Origin of the sequence: Micromonospora sp. WMMD714 (genome assembly GCF_029581315.1) — a bacterium.
Classification (GTDB): Bacteria; Actinomycetota; Actinomycetes; order Mycobacteriales; family Micromonosporaceae; genus Micromonospora; species Micromonospora rifamycinica.
In genome coordinates this window covers 2137913-2159715 of the sequence record NZ_CP120744.1, presented here as the reverse complement: position 1 = coordinate 2159715, position 21803 = coordinate 2137913, and the positions used below count along the sequence as shown (strand labels likewise).

The following is a 21803-nucleotide window of genomic DNA, read 5'->3' as shown; positions in this document are numbered from 1 at the left end:
CGCCTGTTCACGGGGCCTTTCGGTTAACCGAGCCGCCTGACGGAATCGAACCGTCGACCTACGCATTACGAGTGCGTCGCTCTAGCCGACTGAGCTAAGGCGGCAACGATCGCCAAGTGTACGGCACATCCCGGCCCGGGGCCTACGGGGTTCCCACCTCCCACCTGACCGAGCGGAGATCAACAAGCATCGGTGGCCGGCGCGGCAGTTAGGCTGCCCGGGTGAGTGACGACCACGCCGACCCGGACGCCGAGCACGCCCCCGGTGAGCGGGCCGTCCGACGGCCACGGGGCACCGATCCGGTGGAGTTGGGCTTCACCCCCCGCCGACCGGTCCCCTGGCTCGCGCCGTTCCTGCTGATCAGCACCGGTATCCGTACCCTGCTGGCGATGCTCTTCGGGGCGTACCTGGACAAGCGGGAGCTGCAGAACGCGCTCGACGCGCGGATCGGCAGCCAGATCGGGCCGGACGGCGGGCTGTGGCTGGACTACGTGGCCGACCTGGGCGACGGGTTCGACGCCACGTACTCGGTGGCGTACCTGCTGGCCCAGCCGGAGCTGACCGTCGACGGGCACCGGCTGCCCCGGGCGCAGACCCTGGTGATGGGGGGCGACCAGGTCTACCCGTCAGCGGCCTACGAGGCGTACGAGGACCGGTGCAAGGGGCCGTACCAGGCGGCGCTGCCGGTCGCCCCACCGCAGCGGCCGACGCTGTTCGCCGTGCCCGGCAACCATGACTGGTACGACGGGCTGACCGCCTTCCTGCGGCTCTTCGTCCGCTCCCGGGACCGCAACTTCGGCGGCTGGGGCACCGGCCAGTCCCGGTCGTACTTCGCGGTGGAACTGCCGGCCGGGTGGTGGCTGCTCGGCCTGGACGACCAGTCGGGTTCCTACCTGGACGACCCGCAGCTCTCGTACTTCGACGAGGTGGCCCGCCGGCTCGGCCCCGACTCCCGGGTGATCCTGGCGGTGCCGGCACCGACCTGGGTGAAGTCGGTCGACCATCCCACCGCGTACGACTCGATCGACTACTTCGTCCGGACGATCATCGCGCCCACCGGGGCGCACGTCCGGCTGCTGGTCTCCGGCGACCTGCACCACTACGCCCGGTACGCCGGGCCGGAGCGACAGCTCATCACGTGCGGCGGCGGCGGCGCGTACCTCTACCCGACGCACACCCTGCCCGAGCGGATCGAGGTCCCCCCGAAGGACACCCTGTCCCGCCGGGCCAGCCGCACCCGGGCGTACGACCTGGTGGCCCGGTTCCCGGACGCGGCCCGCTCCCGCCGGTACGGCTGGGGGGTCTTCCACCGGCTACCCCGGCGCAACCCGGGCTTCGGCACCCTGCTCGGCACCCTGCACACGCTGCTGATGCTCGCCATGGCGGGCGTCGCGGCCAACCGGAACGGCACCGAGCAGCGGCTGCTCAGCGTCCCCCTGGTGATCATGTTGGCGGTGACGCTGCTCGGCGCGGCCTTCTTCGCCCAGCCGCCCGGCGCCAGCGGGAAACGGCACGTCCGGCACTGGCTGCTCGGCGTCGGCCACGGGCTGGCGCACGTGGCGCTCGCGGTCGCCGGCACCTGGGCCTGGCTGCACCTGCCGTTCTACCACTGGCCGTGGCCGCTGCCGGCGGTCGCCGCCGCCGTGCTCTACGGCCCGGTGATCGGGCTGGTCGCCACCCAGCTGGTGGCCGGATACCTGCTGGTCGCGGGCGCTTTCGGGGTCAACGTCAACGAGCTGTTCGCCGGGCAGGGCATCGAGGACGCCAAGTCGTTCCTGCGGATGCGGATCGACCCGGACGGCACACTGACCGTCTATCCGATCGCCGTCGACCGGGTCTGCCACGACTGGCAGCTCAACCCCGACCAGTCCCCGACCGCCTCCTGGCTGGCCCCCCGCACCCCACTGACCCCCCGCCTCGCCGAACCCCCGGTAACCCTCACCTGACCCACCCCACCCGGCCGCACCCACCCCGGCACGGACCGCGCCGCACACCCCGCGCCCCACCCGCCGCTTCCACCACCCGCCTCCGCCGCCCGTCGCACATCGCCCGTCGAAGTTGACCAAGAGGTTTGCGTCACTCGCCGCGCCCGCACTGACGCAAACCTCTTGATCAACCCCGGTCGTCGTCGGCGGGCGGCGGCGCGGGCAGGGAGGTCAGGGAGTGGATCATGGACTTGAGGGCGTGGAACGCGGCTGAGCGCTCGGGGCCGGTCATGCCGGAGAGCATTCTGACCTCGACGGAACGGACTGCCGCGGTCGCCTGCTCCAGGCTCCGCCGGCCCCGGGGGGTGAGCCGTGCGGGGAGCGCCTTCCCGACGGGGGCCGCCGCCGGCCTGGTCACGTAGCCATCGCGTTCCAGATTCTGGAGCAGCACGTTCATCGTCTGCCGGGTCACGAACGCGCCCCGCGCGAGTTCGGAGTTCGACATGCCCGGTCGCTGCGCCAGCAGTTCGAGGCAGGCGTAGTGCGTCACGCCCATCCCGAGTGGTCGCAGCACCTCCTCCATGGCCGCCCGCAGGGCGCTCGACGCCTCCTTCAGCAGGTAGCCCAGCGACGTCTCCAGGTCGATGCCGGCATCAGCTTGACTCATGTCAGCATTCTGACATAGCGTGAATATGTCAGGAACCTGACATGACTGAAGGAGCATCACATGCCCGTCACCGGCCCCGACTTCATCTCGCTCCAGGCGCGCGACCTCGCCGCCTCGCAGGCGTTCTACCAGCGCTACCTCGGCCTCGTCCGCTCGCCGGCCGGGCCACCGCACGCCGTCGTCTTCGCCACCACACCGATCGCGTTCGCCCTGCGCGACGTCGTCCCCGGCACCGATCTCGCCTCCGCCGCCCGGCCCGGCATCGGTGCCGCGATCTGGCTCCACGCCACGGACGTGCAGGCCATCCACGACGCGCTCGTCACCGACGGGCACACCATCGTCTCCGCGCCGGTCGACGGCCCCTTCGGCCGGACGTTCACCTTCGCTGACCCCGACGGCTACCACGTCACCCTGCACGACCGCGCCTGACGGGCCGGGCCCGACACCCGTGAAGTGGCGGTCAGCTCGCGGCCCCTCCGGGGCCGGCCAGGTCGCGGCTCTCGTAGGCGCTGCGGGAGCCGCAGACGTCGGCGCGGGAGCACATGGAGCGCGAGCCGTCCGCGTCCAGCCGGACGGTCACCGCGTCCCTCGGGACGCTGTGGCCGACCACCCGGCCCTCCCCCTCGGGCGTGGTGACGCGGCTGCCCACCGCCGGGGCGGACTCGGTGAACTTGGCATACAGCGGATGCTCGTACTTGAGGCAGCACATCAGCCGGCCGCAGGCCCCGGAGATCCGCAGCGGATTGAGCGGGAGGTCCTGGTCCTTGGCCATCCGGATGGTCACCGGCTCGAAGTCGTTGAGGAAGGTGGCGCAGCACAGGTCCCGGCCGCAGGAGCCGATGCCGCCCTGCACCCGGGCCGAATCCCGGGCGGAGAGCTGGCGCAGCTCCACCCGGCAGTGCAGGGTCGCCCCGAGGTCCCGCACCAGGGAGCGGAAGTCCACCCGGTGCGGGGCGGTGAAGTAGACCGTCGTCCGGTCACCGGTGCCCTCGGTGGCGGCCAGGACGTGGTCCACCGCCACCACCTTCATCGGCAGACCGTGCTCCCGGATCAGCCGCTTCGCGGCCACCTTCGCCTCGGCCTTGCGCCGCCGCAGCACCTCGTCGCGGCGCAGGTCGTCGTCTCCGGCCAGGCCGGCCAGCTTCGGAAAGCCGTCGGTCTCCTCGGTGACCCACTGCGCCGACCAGACGCACTCCGCCACCTCGGGACCGTCGTCGGTGGGGACGAGCACCCGGTCGCCGACCTGCGGACGGAACTCCCCCGGGTCGAGGTAGTAGAGCCGCCCGTACCGGTTGAAGCTGACCGCGCAGAGCATGCCCATGACATCAGCCTACGACGGCCGGCCGGAACCGGGCCGGACGCGGCTTCGCGGAGCCGGATCGGGTCACGGTCAGCCGATCCGCAACGGGCCGCCGTGGTACGACGGGCCGCCGGTCGACCGCCAGGTCGACTCGGCCAGGCTGGGCGACCACTGGCGCAGCAGCGTCTCCGCCCCGTCGTAGGCCACCCCGAGCACCGACAGCACCCGGGTGGCGATCTCGGCCGCCGCACCGACCCCGGCGGCCGACCCGGCACCGGGGCCGGTCGCCGCCCTGACCCGGACCGCCTCGGTGGAGCCGAGCACCTCGGCCAGCACCCGGGCCACCGCCAACCGGCTGCCCTCCACCCAGTCGGCCAGCGCGTCGGCGTACCCGGCGGTCGACTCCAACCGGCCCACCAGGCTCTCCGGCCCCTCGTCCAGGTGCCGCAGCAGGGCGGTGCGGGCCTCGTCGTAGGACGACCCGGCCGGACCGGACCAGACACCCGGGTCGGTGAGGGCGGCGCAGGCGTCGTCGTACCCTCGGACGAGCCGGCGCACGGCGTGCCCGGCGGTCGCCAGCGGCGCGGGGTGCAGGTCGAGGAAGGCGCGCAGGGCCTCCCCCGGCAGCAGTTGCATCCGGCGCAGCAACGGCCAGACCGGATGCGCCTCGGGGGCACCGGCGGCGAGCAGGGTGTCCACCCGGGCGAGCAGGTCCAGGCCGGGCTCGGCGAGCCGGTCCAGCGGGTCCATCACGGCTCCCCGGCCAGCCGACGGCGGGCGGCGTCGTCGGTGGTGGCGTAGCGGTCGGCGGCGGTGCGGACGGCCGACGCGGCAGCCGCCAGCCGGGCGGCGGCGGCACCCGCCTCGCGGGCCCGGCCGTCGGTGGCGGTGGTCCACTGCCGGTGCAGGGCCCGACCGATCTCGCCGGGGCGGCCGGCGGAGTGCGCGCCGAAGGCCGGGTGCGGCGGATCGCTCGCGGTGACCGTACGGGCGAGCGCGGCGAGGGTGGCGCTGGCCTCGTCGAGCCGGGCGGCCAGGGCACGCAGGGCGTCCACCTCAGGCCCCCGTCAGGGGACGGTAGGCGGTGAAGGTCTCGTTGTGCAGCTTCTCCCGTGCCCACTGGGCGGCGTCGGCGGCGGCGGTGACGGCGGCCTGCACCGAATTGGCGACATCCCGGGGGTGCCGGGTGTGCAGCGGGCCGAGGAAGCGCACGTCGGTGATCCGGCCCCCGGCGGTGACCACCACCTCGACCAGCCCGTCGGGCGAGCGGACGGTCACCTCGACGGTGTCGACCGCCCGGTCGAACTCGGCCTGGAGGGACTCGATCCGGCGGTACCGCCGCACCGCCTCCTCGATCCACGCCTCGTCGATCTCGCCGCGCGGCATCCGATCTCCCCCCAGGTAGACCTCACCCTGCGTGCCACCACGATCACCGCGGCTCACCGGGACCGTACCGCACGCCGTCAACACGTGTCGATGGGCGGAAACGGGGGGTCAGCCGCGCCAGAGGGAGAGCATCATCGCCTCCACGGCGATCCGGGGTTTGACGTTCGCCTCGATCGCCGCCCGGCACGCCAGCACCGCCTCCAACCGGCGCAACGCGCCCTCGGGCGCCCACTTCTGCCCACCCGCCTCGGCCAGCGTGGCGGTGTCGGTGTGCACCGGAGCGACCGGTGCCCGCAGCGCCGAGGTCAGCGCGTCCCGGTAGAAGCCGGCCAGGTCCACCAGCGCCCGGTCCAGGGCGTCCCGCTGCGCCCGGGTGGCCCGGGACTTCTGCCGCTTCTCCAGCTCCTTGAGCTGTCCGGCGGAACCCCGGGTGGCACCCGCCGCGCCCCGGCCGGTGCCGCCCGCGCCCAGCGCGGTCTGCAACGCGGCCCGCTCGGTCGCGTCGGTCTCCGCCACCGCGGCCTCCGCCTCCGCTTCGGCCGCCCCGATCAGCGCCGACGCCGCGTCCAGCGCGGTGCCCACCCCGGTCAGCCGGCGCGGCACCGCCAGCACCGCGTCCCGACGCCCACGCGCCTCCGGGTCGCCGGCCAGCCGCCGGGCCCGCCCGACGTGCCCCTGCGCGGCGGCGGCCACCCACTGCGCCACGTCGGGCGCGATGCCGTCCCGCCGGACCAGCATCTCGGCGACCGCCGCCGCCGAGGGCTGCCGCAGGGGTACGACCCGACAGCGCGACCGGATCGTCACCGAGACGTCGTCCGGGTGGGTGGACGGGGCGCAGAGCAGGAAGACCGTCCGGGGCGGCGGTTCCTCGACGGCCTTGAGCAGCGCGTTGCCGGCCGCCTCGGTGAGCCGGTCGGCGTCCTCGATGATCACCACCTGCCAGCGCCCGCCGGACGGGGTGCTCGCCGCCCGGAGCACCAGGGCGCGCATCTCGCCCACGCCGATGGAGAGCCCCTCGGGGGCCACCAACCGGACGTCGGCGTGGGTGCCGGTGAGCGTGGTGTGACAGCCGGGGCAGGTGCCGCAGCCGGTGCCGTGCACGCACTGGAGGGCGGCGGCGAAGGCACGGGCGGCCACCGAGCGACCGGAACCCGGCGGGCCGGTGAAGATCCAGGCGTGGGTCATCCCGGCCCCCGGGTCACCGGTCGGCCCGTCCGCGACGGGGGCGGCACGCAGCACGGCGGCGGCCGACGCGGCGGCCCGGCGCAGCGTGTCGACCGCCTCGTCCTGCCCGACCAGATCGGCGAAGACGTCCGGCATCAGGTGCGGTGCTCCACGCCCACCAGCTCCGTTTCGGATAACTCGGGCTGGACCGAGGTGTCCGGGCCGTGCGCCGGCCGGGGGTGCACGATGCCCGCCGGGTCCACCAGGAGTTCGTCGACCCGGCGGGCGACCAGGCCGGCGATCTCCTCGATCGGGCGGGCCGCGTCGAGCACCAGGTAACGCTTCGGGTCGTTGGCGGCGAGGTCGAGGAAGGCGTAGCGGACCCGCTCGTGGAAGGCGACGGACTCGGCCTCCAGCCGGTCGGCTCCCCGGTTGCGGGCGGCCGCCCGGGACAGGCCGGTGCGCGGGTCGATGTCCAGGAGCACCACCAGGTCGGGCTTGAGGCCGCCGGTGGCCCAGGAGGAGAGCCAGGAGACCTCCTCGACCGGCAGCGTACGGCCGGCGCCCTGGTAGGCCAGGGACGAGTCGACGTACCGGTCGCTGATCACCACCGCGCCCCGGATCAGGGCGGGCCGGACGACGGTGGCGACGTGGTGGGCGCGGTCGGCGGCGTACAGCAGCGCCTCGGCGCGCGGCGACGGCGCGTCCGCGCCGGAGTCCTCCAGCACCATGGCCCGGATCCGCTCGCCCATCACCGTGGCCCCCGGCTCGCGGGTCACCACCACGTCCCGGCCCTGCTCGCGCAGGCGGGTGGCGAGCGTCTCCAGCTGGGTGGACTTGCCGCCACCCTCGCCGCCCTCGAAGACCACGAACAGCCCGTTGGAGACGAACGGCTCGGCCGGCATCAGCGGCCGACCGCGCATCGAGCCCCACAGGTCGGCCAGGACCGGCACGCCCTTCTTGTCGTCCATCTGACCGAACGCGCTGATCCCGGCGAAGATCCCGGCCAGGCCGGCGGCGAGCAGCAGCAGCCGGGTGGAGGAGACCGAGATGCCGAGGTCGGCGATGGTGAGCTGGCGCGAGCCGCCGACCCCGACCAGCAGGCTGCTCAGCGCGATGGCCAGGATCAGCACCAGCCGGGTGCCGATCTGCACGACGGCGAAGACCCGGCCGCGTACCTCGTCGGCGACCTCGCCGCCGAGCAGCGTGGTGCCGGCGAGGAAGGCCATCCCGGCGCCCGCGCCCACCATGATCGCGCCGAGGATCGCCATCGACAGGTGGATGGCGAAGGCCAACACCAGGACGGAGGCGCTGGCCAGCACGATGCTCATGCCGAACCAGCGGCGGCGGGACATGTCCCGGACGATCATCGGGCCGAGCCCGATGCCGATCGCCAGGCCGATGAAGATCGCGCCGAACAGCATGTAGAACGCGGCGTCGCCGGCACCGAGCGAGGCGGCGAAGAACTTGGCCGTGCCGATCACGATGCCGCCACCGGCGAACGCGCCGAAGATGCCCAGCACCAGGCCGCGGACCAACGGGGTCTGGCCGATGAACTTCCAGCCCTCGGTGAACTGGCTGAACATGCCCTGTTCGGCGCGTTCGCCCCGCTCCCGGGCCTGGGCCTGGCTGATCTCCTTGATGCCGAACGCCACCACCAGCGCGGTGGCCAGCCGGGAAAGGGAGTTGAACCAGAGGGCGAGCTGGGCCGGCTCGGCCCAGCTCGGCATCTCGCCGCCGGTGACCCCGCGCACGCTGCGGTCCAGCACCGCCAGGGCGATCGCGGCGGCGACCGGGGTCAGGCCGTACGTGGTGATCAGGGTGAGCTGGTTGGCCGTCTCCAGCCGGGCGCGTGGGATGAGGTTGGGGACCGCGGCCTCCTTGGCCGGGATCCAGAGCAGGGTGATCGACTCGATCAGGAAGGTGGCGACCGCCGCCCAGGTGACCACCACGCCGCCCCGGACACCGAGCAGCGCGACCAGCGGGATCGAGGCGAAGAGCAGGAACCGCAGCAGGTCGCAGATGACCATCGTCCAGCGCCGGTCGAACCGGTCGGCGAGTACGCCGGCCACCGGCCCGAGCACCAGCGCCGGGAGCAGCCGGATCGCGATCACGCCACCGAAGACGGCACCCTGGGCGGTGCTGCCGGAGACCTGCGCGGCGGCGAAGACGGAGGTGGCGAGCAGGCCGAGCCAGTCACCGAAGGAGGCCGCGCCGAGCACGATCCAGAGCCGCCGGAACGGTCGGATACGCAGGACCGACCGGATCGCCGCAGCTCCGGACCGGTCGGTCTGGGCGGCGCCGGTGGGCGGTGTACCGGGCGACGACGCGCCGGACGACTCGCCGTGCTGCTGGCTTTCGATGGCCGTACCTCCACGTGCCGGCCCAACTCTGGGCAGTCCCGGTGGAACACTCTAGACCCGGTGGGAGCCTCCCCACCGGCGACATTCTCCTGCTCGCCGAGCCTAGGCCGCTGATGCCATCGACCGCAGCCCGGTAGTACGTGAGGGTATTTCGCATTGCCGTCCGGACAGTTAGCGTGCATTCGTGGCCATCGACTGCAACACCCTGCGCGAACGCCTCGACAAGGCGACCGCCGACCTCGACCCGCCCTACGCCGTGGTGGACCTCACCGCCTACGACGCCAACGCCGCCGCGCTGGCCGCCCGCAGCGCCGGCAAGCCGGTCCGCGCCGCCAGCAAGTCGATCCGGGCCCGGGACCTGCTCGCCCGGGCACTCGGGCAGCCGGGCTGGGCCGGCGTGATGGCCTTCACCCTGGCCGAGGCGAACTGGCTGGTCCGCTGCGGCGCGACCGACGACGCGCTGGTCGCCTACCCGACCGCCGACCGGGGGGCACTCGCCGAGCTGGCCGCCGACCCACGGCTCGCCGCAGCGGTCACCCTCATGATCGACAGCACCGAACAGCTGGACCTGATCGACACGGTGTGCCCCCCTGGCCGCCGCTCCGCACTGCGGGTCTGCCTCGACCTGGACGCCTCCTGGCGACCCCTGCGCGGGCGGGTGCACGTCGGGGTGCGCCGCTCGCCGGTGCACAGCGCCCGCGCCGCCGGCACGCTGGCCGCCGCCGTCGGCCGCCGGGCCGGTTTCCGGCTGGTCGGCCTGATGTCGTACGAGGCACAGATCGCCGGCCTCGGGGACGCCCCGCCCGGACAGGCCGCGCTCAGCGCCGCGATCCGGATCGCCCAGCGCGGGTCGTACCGCGAACTGCTGGCCCGCCGGGGCGCGGCGGTCGCCGCCGTCCGCGAACACGCCGACCTGGAATTCGTCAACGGCGGCGGAACCGGCAGCGTGGCCGCCACCAGCGCCGACCCGGCGGTCACCGAGGTCACCGCCGGCTCGGGGCTGTACGGCCCGACACTGTTCGACGCCTACCGGGCCTGGCGGCCGACCCCGGCGGCGTTCTTCGCCTGCGCGGTGGTCCGCCGCCCGACACCGGAGATCGTCACCGTGCTCGGCGGCGGGTGGATCGCCTCCGGCCCGGCCGCGACGAGCCGGCTGCCCCGGCCCTGGCTGCCGGCCGGGCTGGCGCTGGTCGGCAGCGAGGGCGCGGGCGAGGTGCAGACCCCGCTCACCGGCGCCGCCGCGGCCGACCTACGGATCGGCGACCGGGTGTGGTTCCGGCACGCCAAGGCGGGCGAACTCTGCGAACGGGTCAACGAGCTGCACCTGGTCGACGGCGACACGATCGTCGCCACGGTGCCCACCTACCGGGGCGAGGGCCACGCCTTCCTCTGACGGCGACCGGGAGCGGGTCCACCCGGCGACGACCGGGGTCCACCGAACCGGGGTTCCACCGGCGACGACGTGGGGCGGCGCCCACCCGGTGACGGCCAGGGGTGGATCTACCCGGTGACGACCGGGAGGTGGATCCGCCCGGCCGGACGGCCCATCCGTTGACCGGCTCCCGGACTGGCGGCCGCCGACGCGGTCGTTCCCGGTCGGAGCCGCCGGGGGCCGGTCAGGCCCTGGCGGCCGGGGGCCGGGGGCCGGCCAGGCCTCGGCGGCTGGCGGCCGGGGGCCGGGGGCCGGTCAGGCCCTGACGGCCGAGGGCCGGTCAGAGCTTGACAGCCGGGGCCGGTCAGGGCTTGGCGGCCGGCTGGGTGGGGGCCTCGACGTGCCGGTGCAGGTATTCGCGGATGAGCGCCTTGGCCTCGGCGAGGACCCGCTCGTCGCCCTCCTGCTTGCGGCGGAACGCCAGCTTGATCAGGGCGTCCGCGGCCTCGACGGCGATCTCCAGGCAGAACCGCAGCCGGGGCTCGTCGGTCATGCCGAACCGCTCGGTCAGCACCCGGGCCAACTGGTCGGCGATCACCCCGTTGTTGTCCCGCTGCTCGTCGAGCAGGTGCAGGTCGACCACGTCGCCGAAGTGCAGGGTCCGGAAGCCGGGGACGGTACGGTGCATGCAGATGTACTCGTCGATCCCGGCGTCGACGCCGTCCCACCAGTGGGTCAGGTCGTCCGACGCGAAGCGCTCGTCGAGCCGCTGGAGGTAGGCCTCCATGGTGCGCAGGGTCAACGCCTGCACGATCGCCCGCTTGTCCGGGAAGAACTGGTAGACCGACCCGATCGCCACCTCGGCCCGCTCGGCGAGCAACGTGGTGGTCAGCCCCTCGTACCCCACCTCGTCGACGAGCTCGGCACAGGCGTCCAACATCCGCTGGACGCGCGCGACACTTCGACCCTGCACCGGAACGCGGCGCAGCGGCCCGGTCGTGGCGGCTGGTGTGGACACTCGACGCCACCCCCCTTCGACGAAAGAACATATCCACATGTCACGAGGCCGTGACTACCGGTACAACGAGCGGACCTCGATTGCGGTATTTACCAGGCACAACGTTCCTGATATGAAGGCAGTTCACATTCATGTCGAGGAGCGCCGATGGTCGGTACCGCCACCGCCTGGTCCAACTGGGCCGGCAACCAACACAGCGTCGCCACCGCCATCCTGCGCCCTACCACCGTCGAGGACATAGCCGAGGCGGTCCTGGACGTGGCGGGCGCGGGCGAGCGGATCCGGGTGGTCGGCAGCGGCCACTCGTTCACCCCCATCGCCCTGTCTGACGGACGCCGGATGGAGTTGTCCGGTCTGCGGACCGACGTCCGGATCGACCGGAACGCCCGGCTGGTCACCGTACCCGCCGGGACGACCCTGCGCACGCTCAACGCGCTGCTCGCCGAGCACGGCCTGGCCATGCCCAACCTGGGCGACATCGACGCGCAGACCATCGCCGGGGCGATCTCCACCGGCACCCACGGCACCGGTGCCGCGTACGGCTGCCTGTCCACCTTCGTCGAAGCGCTCACCATGGTCACCGGCGCCGGCGAGGTGCTGCACTGCTCGGCCGAGGAGCACCCGGAGATCTTCGCCGCCGCCCGGGTCGGCCTGGGTGCCCTCGGCATCATCGTGGACGTCACCCTACGCTGCGTGGAAGCCTTCACCCTCCGCGCACACGAACGACCCGCCCCGCTGGACGAGGTCCTGAGCGACCTGCCCGGACTCGTCGGCCGCCACGACCACGTCGAGTTCTACTGGTTCCCGTACACCGACCGGGTTCAGCTCAAGACCAACGACCGGGTGCCGGCCGACGACCGGCCACTGCCGCGCTGGCGGGGCTGGCTGGACGACGACCTCCTCGCCAACACGGTCTTCGCCGGAGCCTGCCGGCTGGGCCGGGCCGTACCCGCGCTGGCCCCCACCATCAGCGCGGTCTCCGCGCGGGCACTGACCGAGCGCACCTACACCGGCCGCTCCGACACCGTCTTCTGCACCCCGCGCCGGGTCCGCTTCGTCGAGATGGAGTACGGCATCCCGCGCGCCGCCCTGCCGCAGGCGCTGGCGGAACTGCGCCGGATCGTCGACCGGCTGCCGTTCAAGGTGCTCTTCCCGGTCGAGGTCAGGTTCACCGCCGCCGACGACATCTGGCTGTCCCACGGCTACGGGCGCGACTCGGCCTACCTCGCCGTCCACCAGTACGTCGGCATGCCCTACGAACCGTACTTCCGGGCCTTCGAGGAGGTCACCGCCGGACTCGGTGGCCGACCCCACTGGGGCAAGCTGCACTACCGGGACGCGGCCTCCCTGGCGACCGCCTATCCGCGATTCGGCGACTTCCAGGACCTCCGCGCCCGCCTCGACCCCGGTCGCGTCCTCACCAACCCCCACCTGGACCACATCCTCGGCCCCTGACCCCACCCACCCCAGCCCACAGCCCACAGCCCACAGCCCACAGCCCACCGCTCACCGCTCACCGCTCACCGCTCACCGCTCACCGCTCACCGCTCACCGCTCACCGCTCACCGCTCACCGCTCACCGCTCACCGCTCACCGCTCACCGCTCACCGCTCACCGCTCACCGCTCACCGCTCACCGCTCACCGCTCACCGCTCACCGCTCACCGCTCACCGCTCACCGCTCACCGCTCACCGCTCACCGCTCACCGCTCACCGCTCACCGCTCACCGCTCACCGCTCACCGCTCACCGCTCACCGCTCACCGCTCACCGCTCACCGCTCACAGCTCACAGCTCACAGCTCACAGCTCACAGCTCACAGGGATCTTGGAGGAAAGTGGCCCCCATGGGGGCCACTTTCCTCCAAGATCCTCTGAATCAGAAGGCAGACGCGGACCGCTGTGGTGGCTGTTGGTCACGCGAACCGCCGTGGTGACTGCTGATCACTGGCGGAGGGCCGTTCGCTTGCTGGTCAGTCAGCCCGCCGGGCAGGCAGGCAGAACCATCCTCGCCGGGCGAGATCGCGCTCACCGGGCAGGCAGAACCGTGCTCACCGGGCAGACGGGACCATGCCCACCGGGCGAGATCGCACCGACCGGGTAGGCAGAATCATGCTCACCGGACAGGCGGGACCAGGCTCCCCAGGCGGGACCGCGCTCACCGGACAGGCAGAACCATCCTCTCCGGGCGGGACCGCGCTCACCCGGGGCAGGCAGAACCGTGCTCACCGGGCAGGTCAGCCGGGCCAACCGGCAATGCGGAGGGCTGCGCGGAGTTGGCCGACGACCTCGTCGGGGCGGGCACGCAGCGCCCAGGCGGGGAAGCGGAGCACCCGGTCACCCTCGATCCACAGGGAGTTCTGCCGCCGCATGTCGGCCCAGGCGTGGGCCGGGTCGAGATGCTGTCCGCCGTCTATCTCGACGTGCACACGCCACCGGGCGAAGTACGCATCGAGGTACCGACGCCGGCCGGCCGAGTCGTACCGGATCTGTTGGCGGGTCGGAAGTGGCAGGTCGGCACGACGTATCAGGTCGAGGAACTCCAGCTCACTCAACGAGTGCGAGCCGCCGGCAGCGTCGGTGGCGGTGGCGGTCACCAACGCCCGGCGGCGCATTCGGGGCAACCGATCCAGCACCTCGTGGATCTCCCCGCCGGCCACCAGGCGCTGCTGGAAGGCTGCGGCCACGATGGCACGCGCCTCGTCGTCGCTGGCCGCCCACTGGGCTGCATCGACGATCGACCGGGCCAGCGTGGTACGCGGGGGTTGCCCGGCGGCGAGTACGTCCTGCGCGGGCAGAAGGGTGGTGCGGTGCACCCGTACCCCCTGGGGTGGCGCGTCACGGCGTGCCGACGCCGGGAGCAGCAGGTCGACCGGCCGGGTACGGAACCCCCGCAACCCACCGGCCTGAGCCGCGCTGAGGCCACCGAGCAGAGCGGACGGCCCGGCCGCCAGTATCGCGATCCAGCGGAACTGCTCGACGTCGACGGGGCCGCTGTGCGTCACGAACACCGCCCGGTGGGCCTGCCTCCACCGTCCTGTCTCCACCCGGTGCCGGATCGCCTTCCGGGACAGGTGTCGGGAAGCCTGGGCGAGACTGATCACGTCTTCCTGCCGGAAGCGCAGCCAGGTCAACTCGTCCGTGTCGGCTGCCGGCAGCGATCGCCGTAATCCTGCCGCCGCCGACCCCCGAGCCCCAGATCCTGGCCGCACACCCGGGCCCGCGCGAACTCCGTCCCCCGCGACCCGCATGGGACCGCGACCTCGAACCCCCTGACGAACTCTCACCCCGCAACCCTGCCCAGCCGCCACCTCTGCCCGCCACCCCCTGTGGACAACGGGTAGATCTTGGAGGGAAACCAGGCAACCATCGACCAACAACCGCGAATGACGACCGGCGACTGACAACCAGCGACTCACAACCGGCGACCAGCGACTGGCAGCCGGCAGCAACCCCCGGGTGGGGTCACCCCCGGGTGGGGTCACTCGGTGGCGGTGGTGGCTTTGCGGGGGGCGGCCTTCTTGGCGGGGGTGGCCTTGGCGGTGGTGGTCTTCTTGGCGACCGTGGACTTCGCGGCGGCGGTCTTCTTGGTCGCGGTCGCCCGGGTCGCGGTCGCCCGGGTCGCCGTCGCCTTGGTCGCCGTGGTCCTGGTCGCGGTCGCCTTCTTGGCCGGGGCCTTCTTGGCCGTCGTCTTCTTCGCCGCCGCCTTCTTCGGTGCCGGACCCTTGGCCCGCTTCTCGGCCAGCATCTCCGACGCCTGCTCGATGGTCAGCTCCTCCGGGGTCTGCCCGCGCCGCAGCGACGCGTTGAACTCCCCGTCGGTGACGTACGGCCCGAACCGGCCGTCCTTGATCACCAGTGGCTTCTCGGTCAGCGGGTCGACGCCCATCTCGCGCAGCGGGGGTGCGGCGGCCCGACGCTGGCGGGTCTTCGGGGCGGCCAGCAGGGCCAGTGCCTCGTCGAGGGTGACGGTGAACATCTTGTCCTCGGAGTCCAGCGAGCGGAACTCGTCACCACGCTTGACGTACGGGCCGTAGCGGCCGTTGTTGGCGACCACCTCGGCGCCGTCCGGGGCGACCCCGACCACCCGGGGCAGGCTGAGCAGCTTCAACGCCTCGTCGAGGGTGAGCGAGTCCGGGGTCTGCGTCCGCAGCAGCGACGACTTGCGCTCGCCGCTGGCGACGTACGGGCCGAACCGGCCGGACTTGAGCACGATCGGTTCGCCGGTGGCCGGGTCGTCGCCGAGCTTGCGCTCGCCGCCTCCGCCGAGGAACAGCTCGTGCACCTTCTCCGGGGTCAGCTCGTCGGGGGCCAGGCCCTCCGGGATCGGCGCGCGGTCGCCCTGGCCGCCGCCCTCCTCGCCGTCGGCCTTCGGCGTCGGCTGTTCGCCGGGCAGTGCCCGCTGGAGGTACGGCCCGAACCGGCCGACCCGGACGACGACCTCGCGCCCCTCGTCGTCGGTGTGCAGCGGGATCGAGTTGACGCTGCGCGCGTCGATCTCGCTGAGGTTCTCGGTGACCAGCTTCTTCAGCCCGCCCGCGTGGGCGATGGCCTGGTCACCGGTGCCGTTGCTGCTGCCGAAGTAGAACGCGGTGAGGAAGTCGACGGCGGCGTGGTCGCCCCCGGCGATCTCGTCCAGCTCGTTCTCCATGCTGGCGGTGAAGTCGTAGTCGATCAGGCGGGGGTAGTGCCGTTCCATCAGCCCGATCACCGCGAACGCCAGGAACGTCGGGATCATCGCCTGGCCGCGCTTGGTGACGTAGCCCCGGTCCTGGATCGTCTGCATGATCGACGCGTACGTCGACGGGCGGCCGATGCCCAGCTCCTCCAGCGCCTTGACCAGCGACGCCTCGGTGTAGCGCGACGGCGGTTGGGTGTGGTGGCCCTGCGCGGCCAGCTCGTCGGCGGTCAGCGGCTGGTCCTTGACCAGGGTGGGCAGCCGCCGCTCGGCGTCCTCCGCCTCGGCGTTCTCGTCGTCGCTGGACTCGACGTACGCGCGCAGGAAGCCCGGGTCGGTGATGGTCTTGCCGGTGGCGCCGAAGTCGGCCTCCTCCTGGGCGGCGGAGACCGCCCGGATGCGTACCGAGACGCTGGAGCCGACCGCGTCGGTCATCTGCGAGGCGATGGTGCGCCGCCAGATCAGCTCGTAGAGCTTGAACTCCTCACCGGACAGCTCCTTGGCCACGTCGCCCGGGGTGCGGAAGTTGTCCCCCGCCGGGCGGATCGCCTCGTGCGCCTCCTGGGCGTTCTTCACCTTGCCGGTGTAGCGGCGCGGCTCCGGCGGCACGCTGCGCTCGCCGTACAGCTCGACGATCTGCCGGCGGGCCGCCGCGATGGCGGTCTCCGACAGGTTCACCGAGTCGGTACGCATGTAGGTGATGTAGCCGTTCTCGTAGAGCCGCTGCGCGGTACGCATCGTCTGCTGCGACGAGAACCGCATCTTGCGGGCCGCCTCCTGCTGGAGGGTGGAGGTGATGAACGGCGCGTACGGGCGACGGCGGTAGGGCTTCTCCTCGACCCGGGTGACGGTGAACGGCCGCCCGGCCAGGCGGGCGGCCAGGCCACGCGCCCCGCTCTCGTCGAGGTGCACCACGCCGGCACCGGGCCGCACCCGGCCGGTGGTGGGTTCGAAGTCCTTGCCGGTGGCGATCCGGTCACCGTTCAGCGCGACCAGGGTGGCGTTGAAGGTCCGCGGGCCGTCGCCCGGCTTCGCCACCGCCAGGGTGGCGAGGATGTCCCAGTACTCCGCGGTGCGGAAGGCCATCCGCTGGCGTTCCCGCTCGACCACGATCCGGGTGGCCACGGACTGCACCCGGCCCGCCGAGAGCCGCGGCATGACCTTCTTCCACAGCACCGGGGAGACCTCGTAGCCGTACAGCCGGTCGAGGATGCGGCGGGCCTCCTGGGCGTCGACCAGATCCCGGTCGATCTCCCGGGGGTTGGCCACCGCGGCCTGGATGGCCGGCTTGGTGATCTCGTGGAAGACCATCCGCTTGACCGGCACCTTGGGCTTGAGGGTCTCCACCAGGTGCCAGGCGATCGCCTCGCCCTCGCGGTCCTCGTCCGTGGCCAGGAAGATCTCGTCGACCTCCTTGGCCAGCTTCACCAGCTTGCTGATCTGCGCCTTACGGTCGGCCGAGACGACGTAAAGGGCGTGGAAGCCGTTGTCCACGTCCACCCCGAGCCGGGCCCACGACTCGCCCTTGTACTTGGCCGGCACGTCGGCGGCGTTGCGGGGCAGGTCCCGGACGTGGCCGAAGCTGGCCTCCACGACGTACCCCGGGCCGAGGTAGCCCGAGATCGTCTTGGCCTTCGCCGGAGACTCGACGATGACCAGACGGGTGGTTCCAGCGCTGCTCGGCACGTCTCTCCCCGACCTCACTCCTGCTCCGGTCCCGATTCGGGCCGTGTTGCGCCCGCCGGACCACCTCGGTCCGGATGTCCAACGTAACGCGCCGCCCGGGTTCCGGAGCCCGGGGGCGGCAAACAGCGTCCGCGCGGCGGCACCACCGACGCCACGCGGGCCGCAGCGGCCGGACGGCGCCACCGTACACCGTGGGTAGGGCCGGAAGTGGGCCACGGTGACGATGACGGCCCTCCGACCTGGGCCAACACCGCTGTTCACAGAGTGAGACGGACAGTGTACCGTCCGCAACACTGTCCTCGATCAGACAGTTCACCATGCCGGTCAGGGCGGTCACCGCGGGGACGGTCACCGTCGGCTCGTCAGGGCCAGAGGTGGGCGGGAGCGGCCGGGGGGCGGTCGCCGACCAGCTCGGCCAGCCGGGCCAGCCGCCGGCCGCCGATCCGGTACGCCGGCCCACCCGTCTCCGCCTCCAGCAGCGCCGCCGGCAGGCCCACCGCGGCGAGCGCGGCCCGCACCACCGGCCACCACGGCTCGTCACGGCGGTCCAGGCGCAGCAGCAGGCCCGCGTCGTCGGCCGCCCCGGCGGCGGCCAGCCAGAGGCGCAGCCGCCGGCCGTGCAGGTGGAAGTGGGCGGGCGGGCGCTTGACCCCACCGGCCAGCCAGGCCGTCGCCAGCGGGGCCAGGGTGGTCAGGTACGAGGTACGCACCAGATAACGCTGCTCCCCGGTCGCCTCCCAGCCCGCCGCGAGCCCCCGCCGGGCGAACTCGGCGACCAGCACGTGCACCCGCCAGGCCGCGTCGACCTCGACGGACAGCCGGGCGGTGCGCCCCATCCGGTGCACCTCTCCCGGGCCGGCGAGCAGCCCGGCCAGGTCGGCTACGGACGGATCGGCCGCCTCCGTGCCGAACAGCGACAACTGGCGCACCGGTTCCCCGGGCGGGTCGGTACGCCTCAGCGACACTCCGGAACCTCGTCGAAGGCCTGCTTGAGCTCTGTCGAGTTGAGCCGCCCGGTGTCCAGCGCGCTCGCGTCGTACTCCTGGTTGAGCTTGTCGACGGCGGCCTGGACCCCGTCGTAGAAGGCGGTGGCCTGCCCGGTGTCCAGGGCGTCGATGGTGTCCCCGGCGTGCCCGTAGGCGTCCCTGATCCGCTCCAGGGACGCCCGGAACGCCTTCGACACCTCGGCGCCCCGGTCGGTCTCCGGGATACCCGCGTCGGCGATCCGGCGGCGGGCCGTCTCGCTGGCCTGCTCGGCACCGGCGAAGAGCCGCACCAGGTTCTCCTTCGCCTGTGCCGGGGTGGTCTGCGCGGTCATCTGCTGGTGGGTGCTGCTGGTGAGCTTGCTGATCTCGGCCCGCCACGGGGTGAGCGCCTCGCAGACCGAGGCCGCCCATGCCCGGGGGGTGGGCCCCCCGCCGCAGCCGGCGACGACGAGTACGAGCGTGGCGAGGACCACCGTGAACTTTCCGGCGGCACTCGCCCGACACGTACGCATGCGATGCAGCGTACGGCCTCCGGGCGATTGTGCCAGCGATCAGGTTTCGCGCTGGTCGGCCCACGCAGCGGGTTCCCGGACGGCCGGGAACCCGCTGCGTCGTCACTCAGACGTTGGCCGGTTCGACCCGCTTGGGGTCGTTACCCGAACCGGTGCCCCCACCGTCCGGGGTGGAGTCCATCGCGACGCCCTTGCGCTTGCTGAACACCACCGCCGCGACCACGATCAGGGTGGCGACCACCGCGATCGTCAGGCGCAGCGGGGTGTTCCGGTCGTCGCCGACGCTCCAGGCCACCACGGCCGGCGCGATCAGCAGCGAGACCAGGTTCATCACCTTGATCAGCGGGTTGATCGCCGGGCCGGCGGTGTCCTTGAACGGGTCACCGACGGTGTCGCCGATGACGGTCGCGGAGTGCGACTCGGAGCCCTTGCCGCCGTAGGAGCCGTCCTCGACGAGCTTCTTGGCGTTGTCCCAGGCCCCACCGGAGTTGGACAGGAAGACCGCCATCAGGGTGCCCGCCCCGATCGCCCCGGCCAGGTACGACGCCAGCGCGCCGGGACCGAGGCCGAAGCCGACCGCGATCGGGGCGAGGATGGCCAGCAGACCGGGGGTCATCAGCTCGCGCTGTGCGTCCCGGGTACAGATGTCGACGACCTTGCCGTACTCGGGGCGCTGGGTGCGGTCCATGATCCCGGGCAGCTCGCGGAACTGCCGGCGGACCTCCATCACCACCGCACCGGCCGAGCGGGACACCGCGTTGATGGCCAGCCCGGAGAAGAGGAAGACCACCGCCGCGCCGATGATCAGACCGACCAGGTTGCGCGGGTTGGCGACGTTGAGCGCGTTGAGGATCTCGGCGCCGACGTCCCCCACCCCCGCGTCGGAGTACGCGGTCCGCAGCGTGTCGGTGTACGAGCCGAACAGCGCGGTGGCCGCGAGCACGGCGGTGGCGATCGCGATGCCCTTGGTGATCGCCTTGGTGGTGTTGCCGACCGCGTCCAGCTCGGTGAGGATCCGGGCGCCGTTCTCGTCGATGTCGCCGGACATCTCGGCCACACCCTGCGCGTTGTCGGAGATCGGTCCGAAGGTGTCCATCGCGACGATCACGCCGACGGTGGTGAGCAGGCCGGTCCCGGCCAGCGCCACCGCGAACAGCGAGAGCGTGATGGAGCTGCCGCCGAGCAGGAACGCGCCGAAGACGCCCGCGCCGATCAGCAGCGCCGAGTAGACCGCCGACTCCAGGCCGACGCTGATGCCGGCGAGGATGACGGTGGCCGCGCCGGTCTGCGAACTCTTGCCGATGTCCTGCACCGGGCGACGGTTGGTCTCGGTGAAGTAGCCGGTCAGCGCCTGGATGGCGGCGGCCAGCACGATGCCGATGACGACCGCGCCGATGGCGACCACGCGCGGGTTCTGGTCGACGTCGGTGAGCCCGCCCTCCAGCTCGCCGAAGGTGGCCGGGAGGTAGAGGAAGGCGGCGACCGCGACCAGCACCGCGGAGAGCACCGCGGAGAGGTAGAAGGCCCGGTTGATGGCGGTCAGGCCGTTGCGGTCGGAGGTGCGCAGCCGGGTGATGAAGACCCCGACGATGGCGATCAGCACCCCGATGGTGGAGATGATCAGCGGGAAGACCAGGCCGTCCTCGCCGAACGCGGCCCGGCCGAGGATCAGCGCGGCAACCAGGGTGACCGCGTACGACTCGAAGAGGTCGGCGGCCATGCCGGCGCAGTCACCCACGTTGTCGCCCACGTTGTCGGCGATGGTGGCGGCGTTGCGCGGGTCGTCCTCGGGGATGCCCTGCTCGACCTTGCCGACCAGGTCGGCGCCGACGTCGGCGGCCTTGGTGAAGATGCCGCCGCCGACCCGCATGAACATGGCGAGCAGCGCCGCGCCGAAGCCGAAGCCCTCCAGCACGGTCGGTGCGTCGCCCTTGAAGAGGCCGACCACCAGCGCCGCGCCGAACAGGCCGAGGCCGACGGTGAGGAAGCCGACCACGCCACCGGTGCGGAAGGCGATCTTCATGGCGGCCTCCCGGCCGCCGGCCGCCTCCCGGGCCGCGGCGGCGACCCGCAGGTTGGCCCGGGTGGCCAGCCACATCCCGGCGCCGCCGATGAACGCGCTGAACAGGGCGCCGACCACGAAGAACGCCGACCGGCCGATCTTCACCGCCAGTTCGCTGCCGTCGGTGTCGTGCACCGGCAGCAGGAAGAGCAGCACGACGGCGATGACCACGAAGATCGCCAACGTCCTGAACTGCCGGAGCAGATAGGCGGAGGCGCCCTCCTGCACCGCGCCGGAGATCTCCTGCATGTTGGTGGTGCCCTTACCGGCTGCCAGCACGGCCTTGGTCAAGGCGGCGGCGAAGACGAGTGCCACCAGCGCGATGACCGCGGCGATGACGACGTACGTCAGATTTGCTCCGGTAAGGGACAGCGCGCCGCTGTCGGCGGCGAAAGTCCCGGACATCTGTGTCCTCCTGTACCGAACACTGTCGCGTCGGCCAGTGGACGTATGACCGACGCCTGGATGCGGTGGCGCACGCGCTCCGACCTGCGCCGACAAAAGATGATCAACATCCATATGCGCTGGTTGCAGGAAGGGTCACGTGCTGACAACTCACAGACTGTAGCCCTGGCCAGTGTTGGAGGTCACATGCGGGGGACGCCGTGTCCGGATGATCTCTGTAACTGTGTTATGAGGAAAAATCTGATATAGGAGACCATCAAGACCACGAGGCCGCGACCCCCG

The 21803-nt window shown here is 72.5% G+C and carries 17 protein-coding genes and 1 tRNA gene; 4 read left to right on the top strand and 14 right to left on the bottom strand.

Going from position 1 to position 21803, the window contains the following annotated elements; genetic code table 11:
- Positions 1-30: 30 nt before the first annotated feature.
- Positions 31-104, bottom strand: a tRNA-Thr gene (locus O7625_RS09750).
- 117 nt (positions 105-221) lie between these two features.
- Here O7625_RS09750 and O7625_RS09745 point away from each other — a divergent pair.
- Positions 222-1946, top strand: a complete 1725-nt coding sequence (locus tag O7625_RS09745) for a metallophosphoesterase (RefSeq protein ID WP_282345506.1) — start codon at positions 222-224, stop codon at positions 1944-1946.
- A 166-nt stretch (positions 1947-2112) separates the two neighbouring features.
- Here the strand turns inward: O7625_RS09745 and O7625_RS09740 are convergent, their stop codons facing one another.
- Positions 2113-2592 (bottom strand): MarR family transcriptional regulator, encoded by a 480-nt coding sequence (locus O7625_RS09740; RefSeq protein ID WP_282345505.1) that lies wholly within the window; start codon positions 2590-2592, stop codon positions 2113-2115.
- Positions 2593-2652: 60 nt separating this feature from the next.
- Between O7625_RS09740 and O7625_RS09735 the strand changes: the two genes are divergently transcribed.
- Entirely contained in the window at positions 2653-3021 is a 369-nt protein-coding gene (locus O7625_RS09735; RefSeq protein ID WP_067300341.1) for a VOC family protein, read from the top strand.
- Positions 3022-3052: 31 nt separating this feature from the next.
- Here O7625_RS09735 and ricT read toward each other — a convergent pair whose 3' ends face one another.
- From ricT to tmk, 6 genes are all read right to left on the bottom strand, one after another.
- The gene (gene ricT, locus O7625_RS09730; RefSeq protein WP_282345504.1) at positions 3053-3913 is read right to left on the bottom strand and encodes a regulatory iron-sulfur-containing complex subunit RicT; all 861 of its coding nucleotides are present in this window, start codon (positions 3911-3913) and stop codon (positions 3053-3055) included.
- Positions 3914-3982: 69 nt separating this feature from the next.
- Positions 3983-4642 (bottom strand): hypothetical protein, encoded by a 660-nt coding sequence (locus O7625_RS09725; RefSeq protein WP_282345503.1) that lies wholly within the window; start codon positions 4640-4642, stop codon positions 3983-3985.
- Positions 4642-4947: a hypothetical protein gene (locus O7625_RS09720; protein WP_067300344.1), complete on the bottom strand. Its 306-nt coding sequence runs from the start codon at positions 4945-4947 to the stop codon at positions 4642-4644. Before O7625_RS09720 ends, O7625_RS09725 begins: the two co-directional genes overlap by 1 nt.
- Before the next feature lies 1 nt (position 4948).
- Positions 4949-5278, bottom strand: a complete 330-nt coding sequence (locus tag O7625_RS09715; protein ID WP_282345502.1) for a YbaB/EbfC family nucleoid-associated protein — start codon at positions 5276-5278, stop codon at positions 4949-4951.
- Positions 5279-5386: 108 nt separating this feature from the next.
- Complete coding sequence (locus O7625_RS09710) at positions 5387-6598, bottom strand: DNA polymerase III subunit delta' (protein ID WP_282345501.1); 1212 nt, start codon at positions 6596-6598, stop codon at positions 5387-5389.
- Positions 6598-8691 carry a dTMP kinase gene (tmk, locus tag O7625_RS09705; protein ID WP_282346881.1) on the bottom strand — a complete coding sequence of 698 codons (2094 nt, stop codon included), beginning with the start codon at positions 8689-8691 and terminating at the stop codon, positions 6598-6600. Before tmk ends, O7625_RS09710 begins: the two co-directional genes overlap by 1 nt.
- Before the next feature lie 298 nt (positions 8692-8989).
- On the opposite strand from tmk, the gene O7625_RS09700 reads away from it, so the two are divergent.
- Positions 8990-10198 carry an amino acid deaminase/aldolase gene (locus tag O7625_RS09700; RefSeq protein ID WP_282345500.1) on the top strand — a complete coding sequence of 403 codons (1209 nt, stop codon included), beginning with the start codon at positions 8990-8992 and terminating at the stop codon, positions 10196-10198.
- 343 nt (positions 10199-10541) lie between these two features.
- On the opposite strand, the gene O7625_RS09695 is transcribed toward O7625_RS09700, so the two are convergent.
- The gene (locus O7625_RS09695) at positions 10542-11117 is read right to left on the bottom strand and encodes a TetR/AcrR family transcriptional regulator (protein ID WP_067300358.1); all 576 of its coding nucleotides are present in this window, start codon (positions 11115-11117) and stop codon (positions 10542-10544) included.
- Positions 11118-11342: 225 nt separating this feature from the next.
- On the opposite strand from O7625_RS09695, the gene O7625_RS09690 reads away from it, so the two are divergent.
- On the top strand, positions 11343-12650 hold the full coding sequence (locus O7625_RS09690; protein ID WP_282345499.1) for a D-arabinono-1,4-lactone oxidase: 1308 nt from the start codon (positions 11343-11345) through the stop codon (positions 12648-12650).
- A 779-nt stretch (positions 12651-13429) separates the two neighbouring features.
- Here O7625_RS09690 and O7625_RS09685 read toward each other — a convergent pair.
- The 5 genes from O7625_RS09685 to O7625_RS09665 form a co-directional block, all read right to left on the bottom strand.
- Positions 13430-14326 carry a DUF559 domain-containing protein gene (locus O7625_RS09685; protein ID WP_282345498.1) on the bottom strand — a complete coding sequence of 299 codons (897 nt, stop codon included), beginning with the start codon at positions 14324-14326 and terminating at the stop codon, positions 13430-13432.
- 347 nt (positions 14327-14673) lie between these two features.
- Positions 14674-17556, bottom strand: coding sequence for a type I DNA topoisomerase (gene topA, locus O7625_RS09680; protein ID WP_282345497.1), 2883 nt, complete (start codon positions 17554-17556; stop codon positions 14674-14676).
- A 362-nt stretch (positions 17557-17918) separates the two neighbouring features.
- A complete protein-coding gene (locus O7625_RS09675) occupies positions 17919-18521 on the bottom strand; it encodes a hypothetical protein (RefSeq protein ID WP_282345496.1) in 603 nt (200 codons plus the stop codon).
- A complete protein-coding gene (locus O7625_RS09670) occupies positions 18512-19054 on the bottom strand; it encodes a hypothetical protein (protein ID WP_282345495.1) in 543 nt (180 codons plus the stop codon). The genes O7625_RS09675 and O7625_RS09670 overlap by 10 nt, the downstream gene beginning before the upstream one ends.
- A 106-nt stretch (positions 19055-19160) precedes the next feature.
- Complete coding sequence (locus O7625_RS09665) at positions 19161-21521, bottom strand: sodium-translocating pyrophosphatase (protein WP_282345494.1); 2361 nt, start codon at positions 21519-21521, stop codon at positions 19161-19163.
- Positions 21522-21803 lie beyond the last annotated feature (282 nt).

Bases quoted from the DNA above. Each gene is read 5' to 3' on its own strand.
- O7625_RS09670 (WP_282345495.1), bottom strand. From the start codon at position 19,054: ATGCGTACGTGTCGGGCGAGTGCCGCCGGAAAGTTCACGGTGGTCCTC.
- O7625_RS09740 (WP_282345505.1), bottom strand. From the start codon at position 2,592: ATGAGTCAAGCTGATGCCGGCATCGACCTGGAGACGTCGCTGGGCTAC.
- O7625_RS09665 (WP_282345494.1), bottom strand. From the start codon at position 21,521: ATGTCCGGGACTTTCGCCGCCGACAGCGGCGCGCTGTCCCTTACCGGA.
- O7625_RS09715 (WP_282345502.1), bottom strand. From the start codon at position 5,278: ATGCCGCGCGGCGAGATCGACGAGGCGTGGATCGAGGAGGCGGTGCGG.
- ricT (WP_282345504.1), bottom strand. From the start codon at position 3,913: ATGGGCATGCTCTGCGCGGTCAGCTTCAACCGGTACGGGCGGCTCTAC.
- O7625_RS09690 (WP_282345499.1), top strand. From the start codon at position 11,343: ATGGTCGGTACCGCCACCGCCTGGTCCAACTGGGCCGGCAACCAACAC.
- O7625_RS09735 (WP_067300341.1), top strand. From the start codon at position 2,653: ATGCCCGTCACCGGCCCCGACTTCATCTCGCTCCAGGCGCGCGACCTC.
- O7625_RS09695 (WP_067300358.1), bottom strand. From the start codon at position 11,117: ATGTTGGACGCCTGTGCCGAGCTCGTCGACGAGGTGGGGTACGAGGGG.
- O7625_RS09725 (WP_282345503.1), bottom strand. From the start codon at position 4,642: ATGGACCCGCTGGACCGGCTCGCCGAGCCCGGCCTGGACCTGCTCGCC.
- O7625_RS09710 (WP_282345501.1), bottom strand. From the start codon at position 6,598: ATGCCGGACGTCTTCGCCGATCTGGTCGGGCAGGACGAGGCGGTCGAC.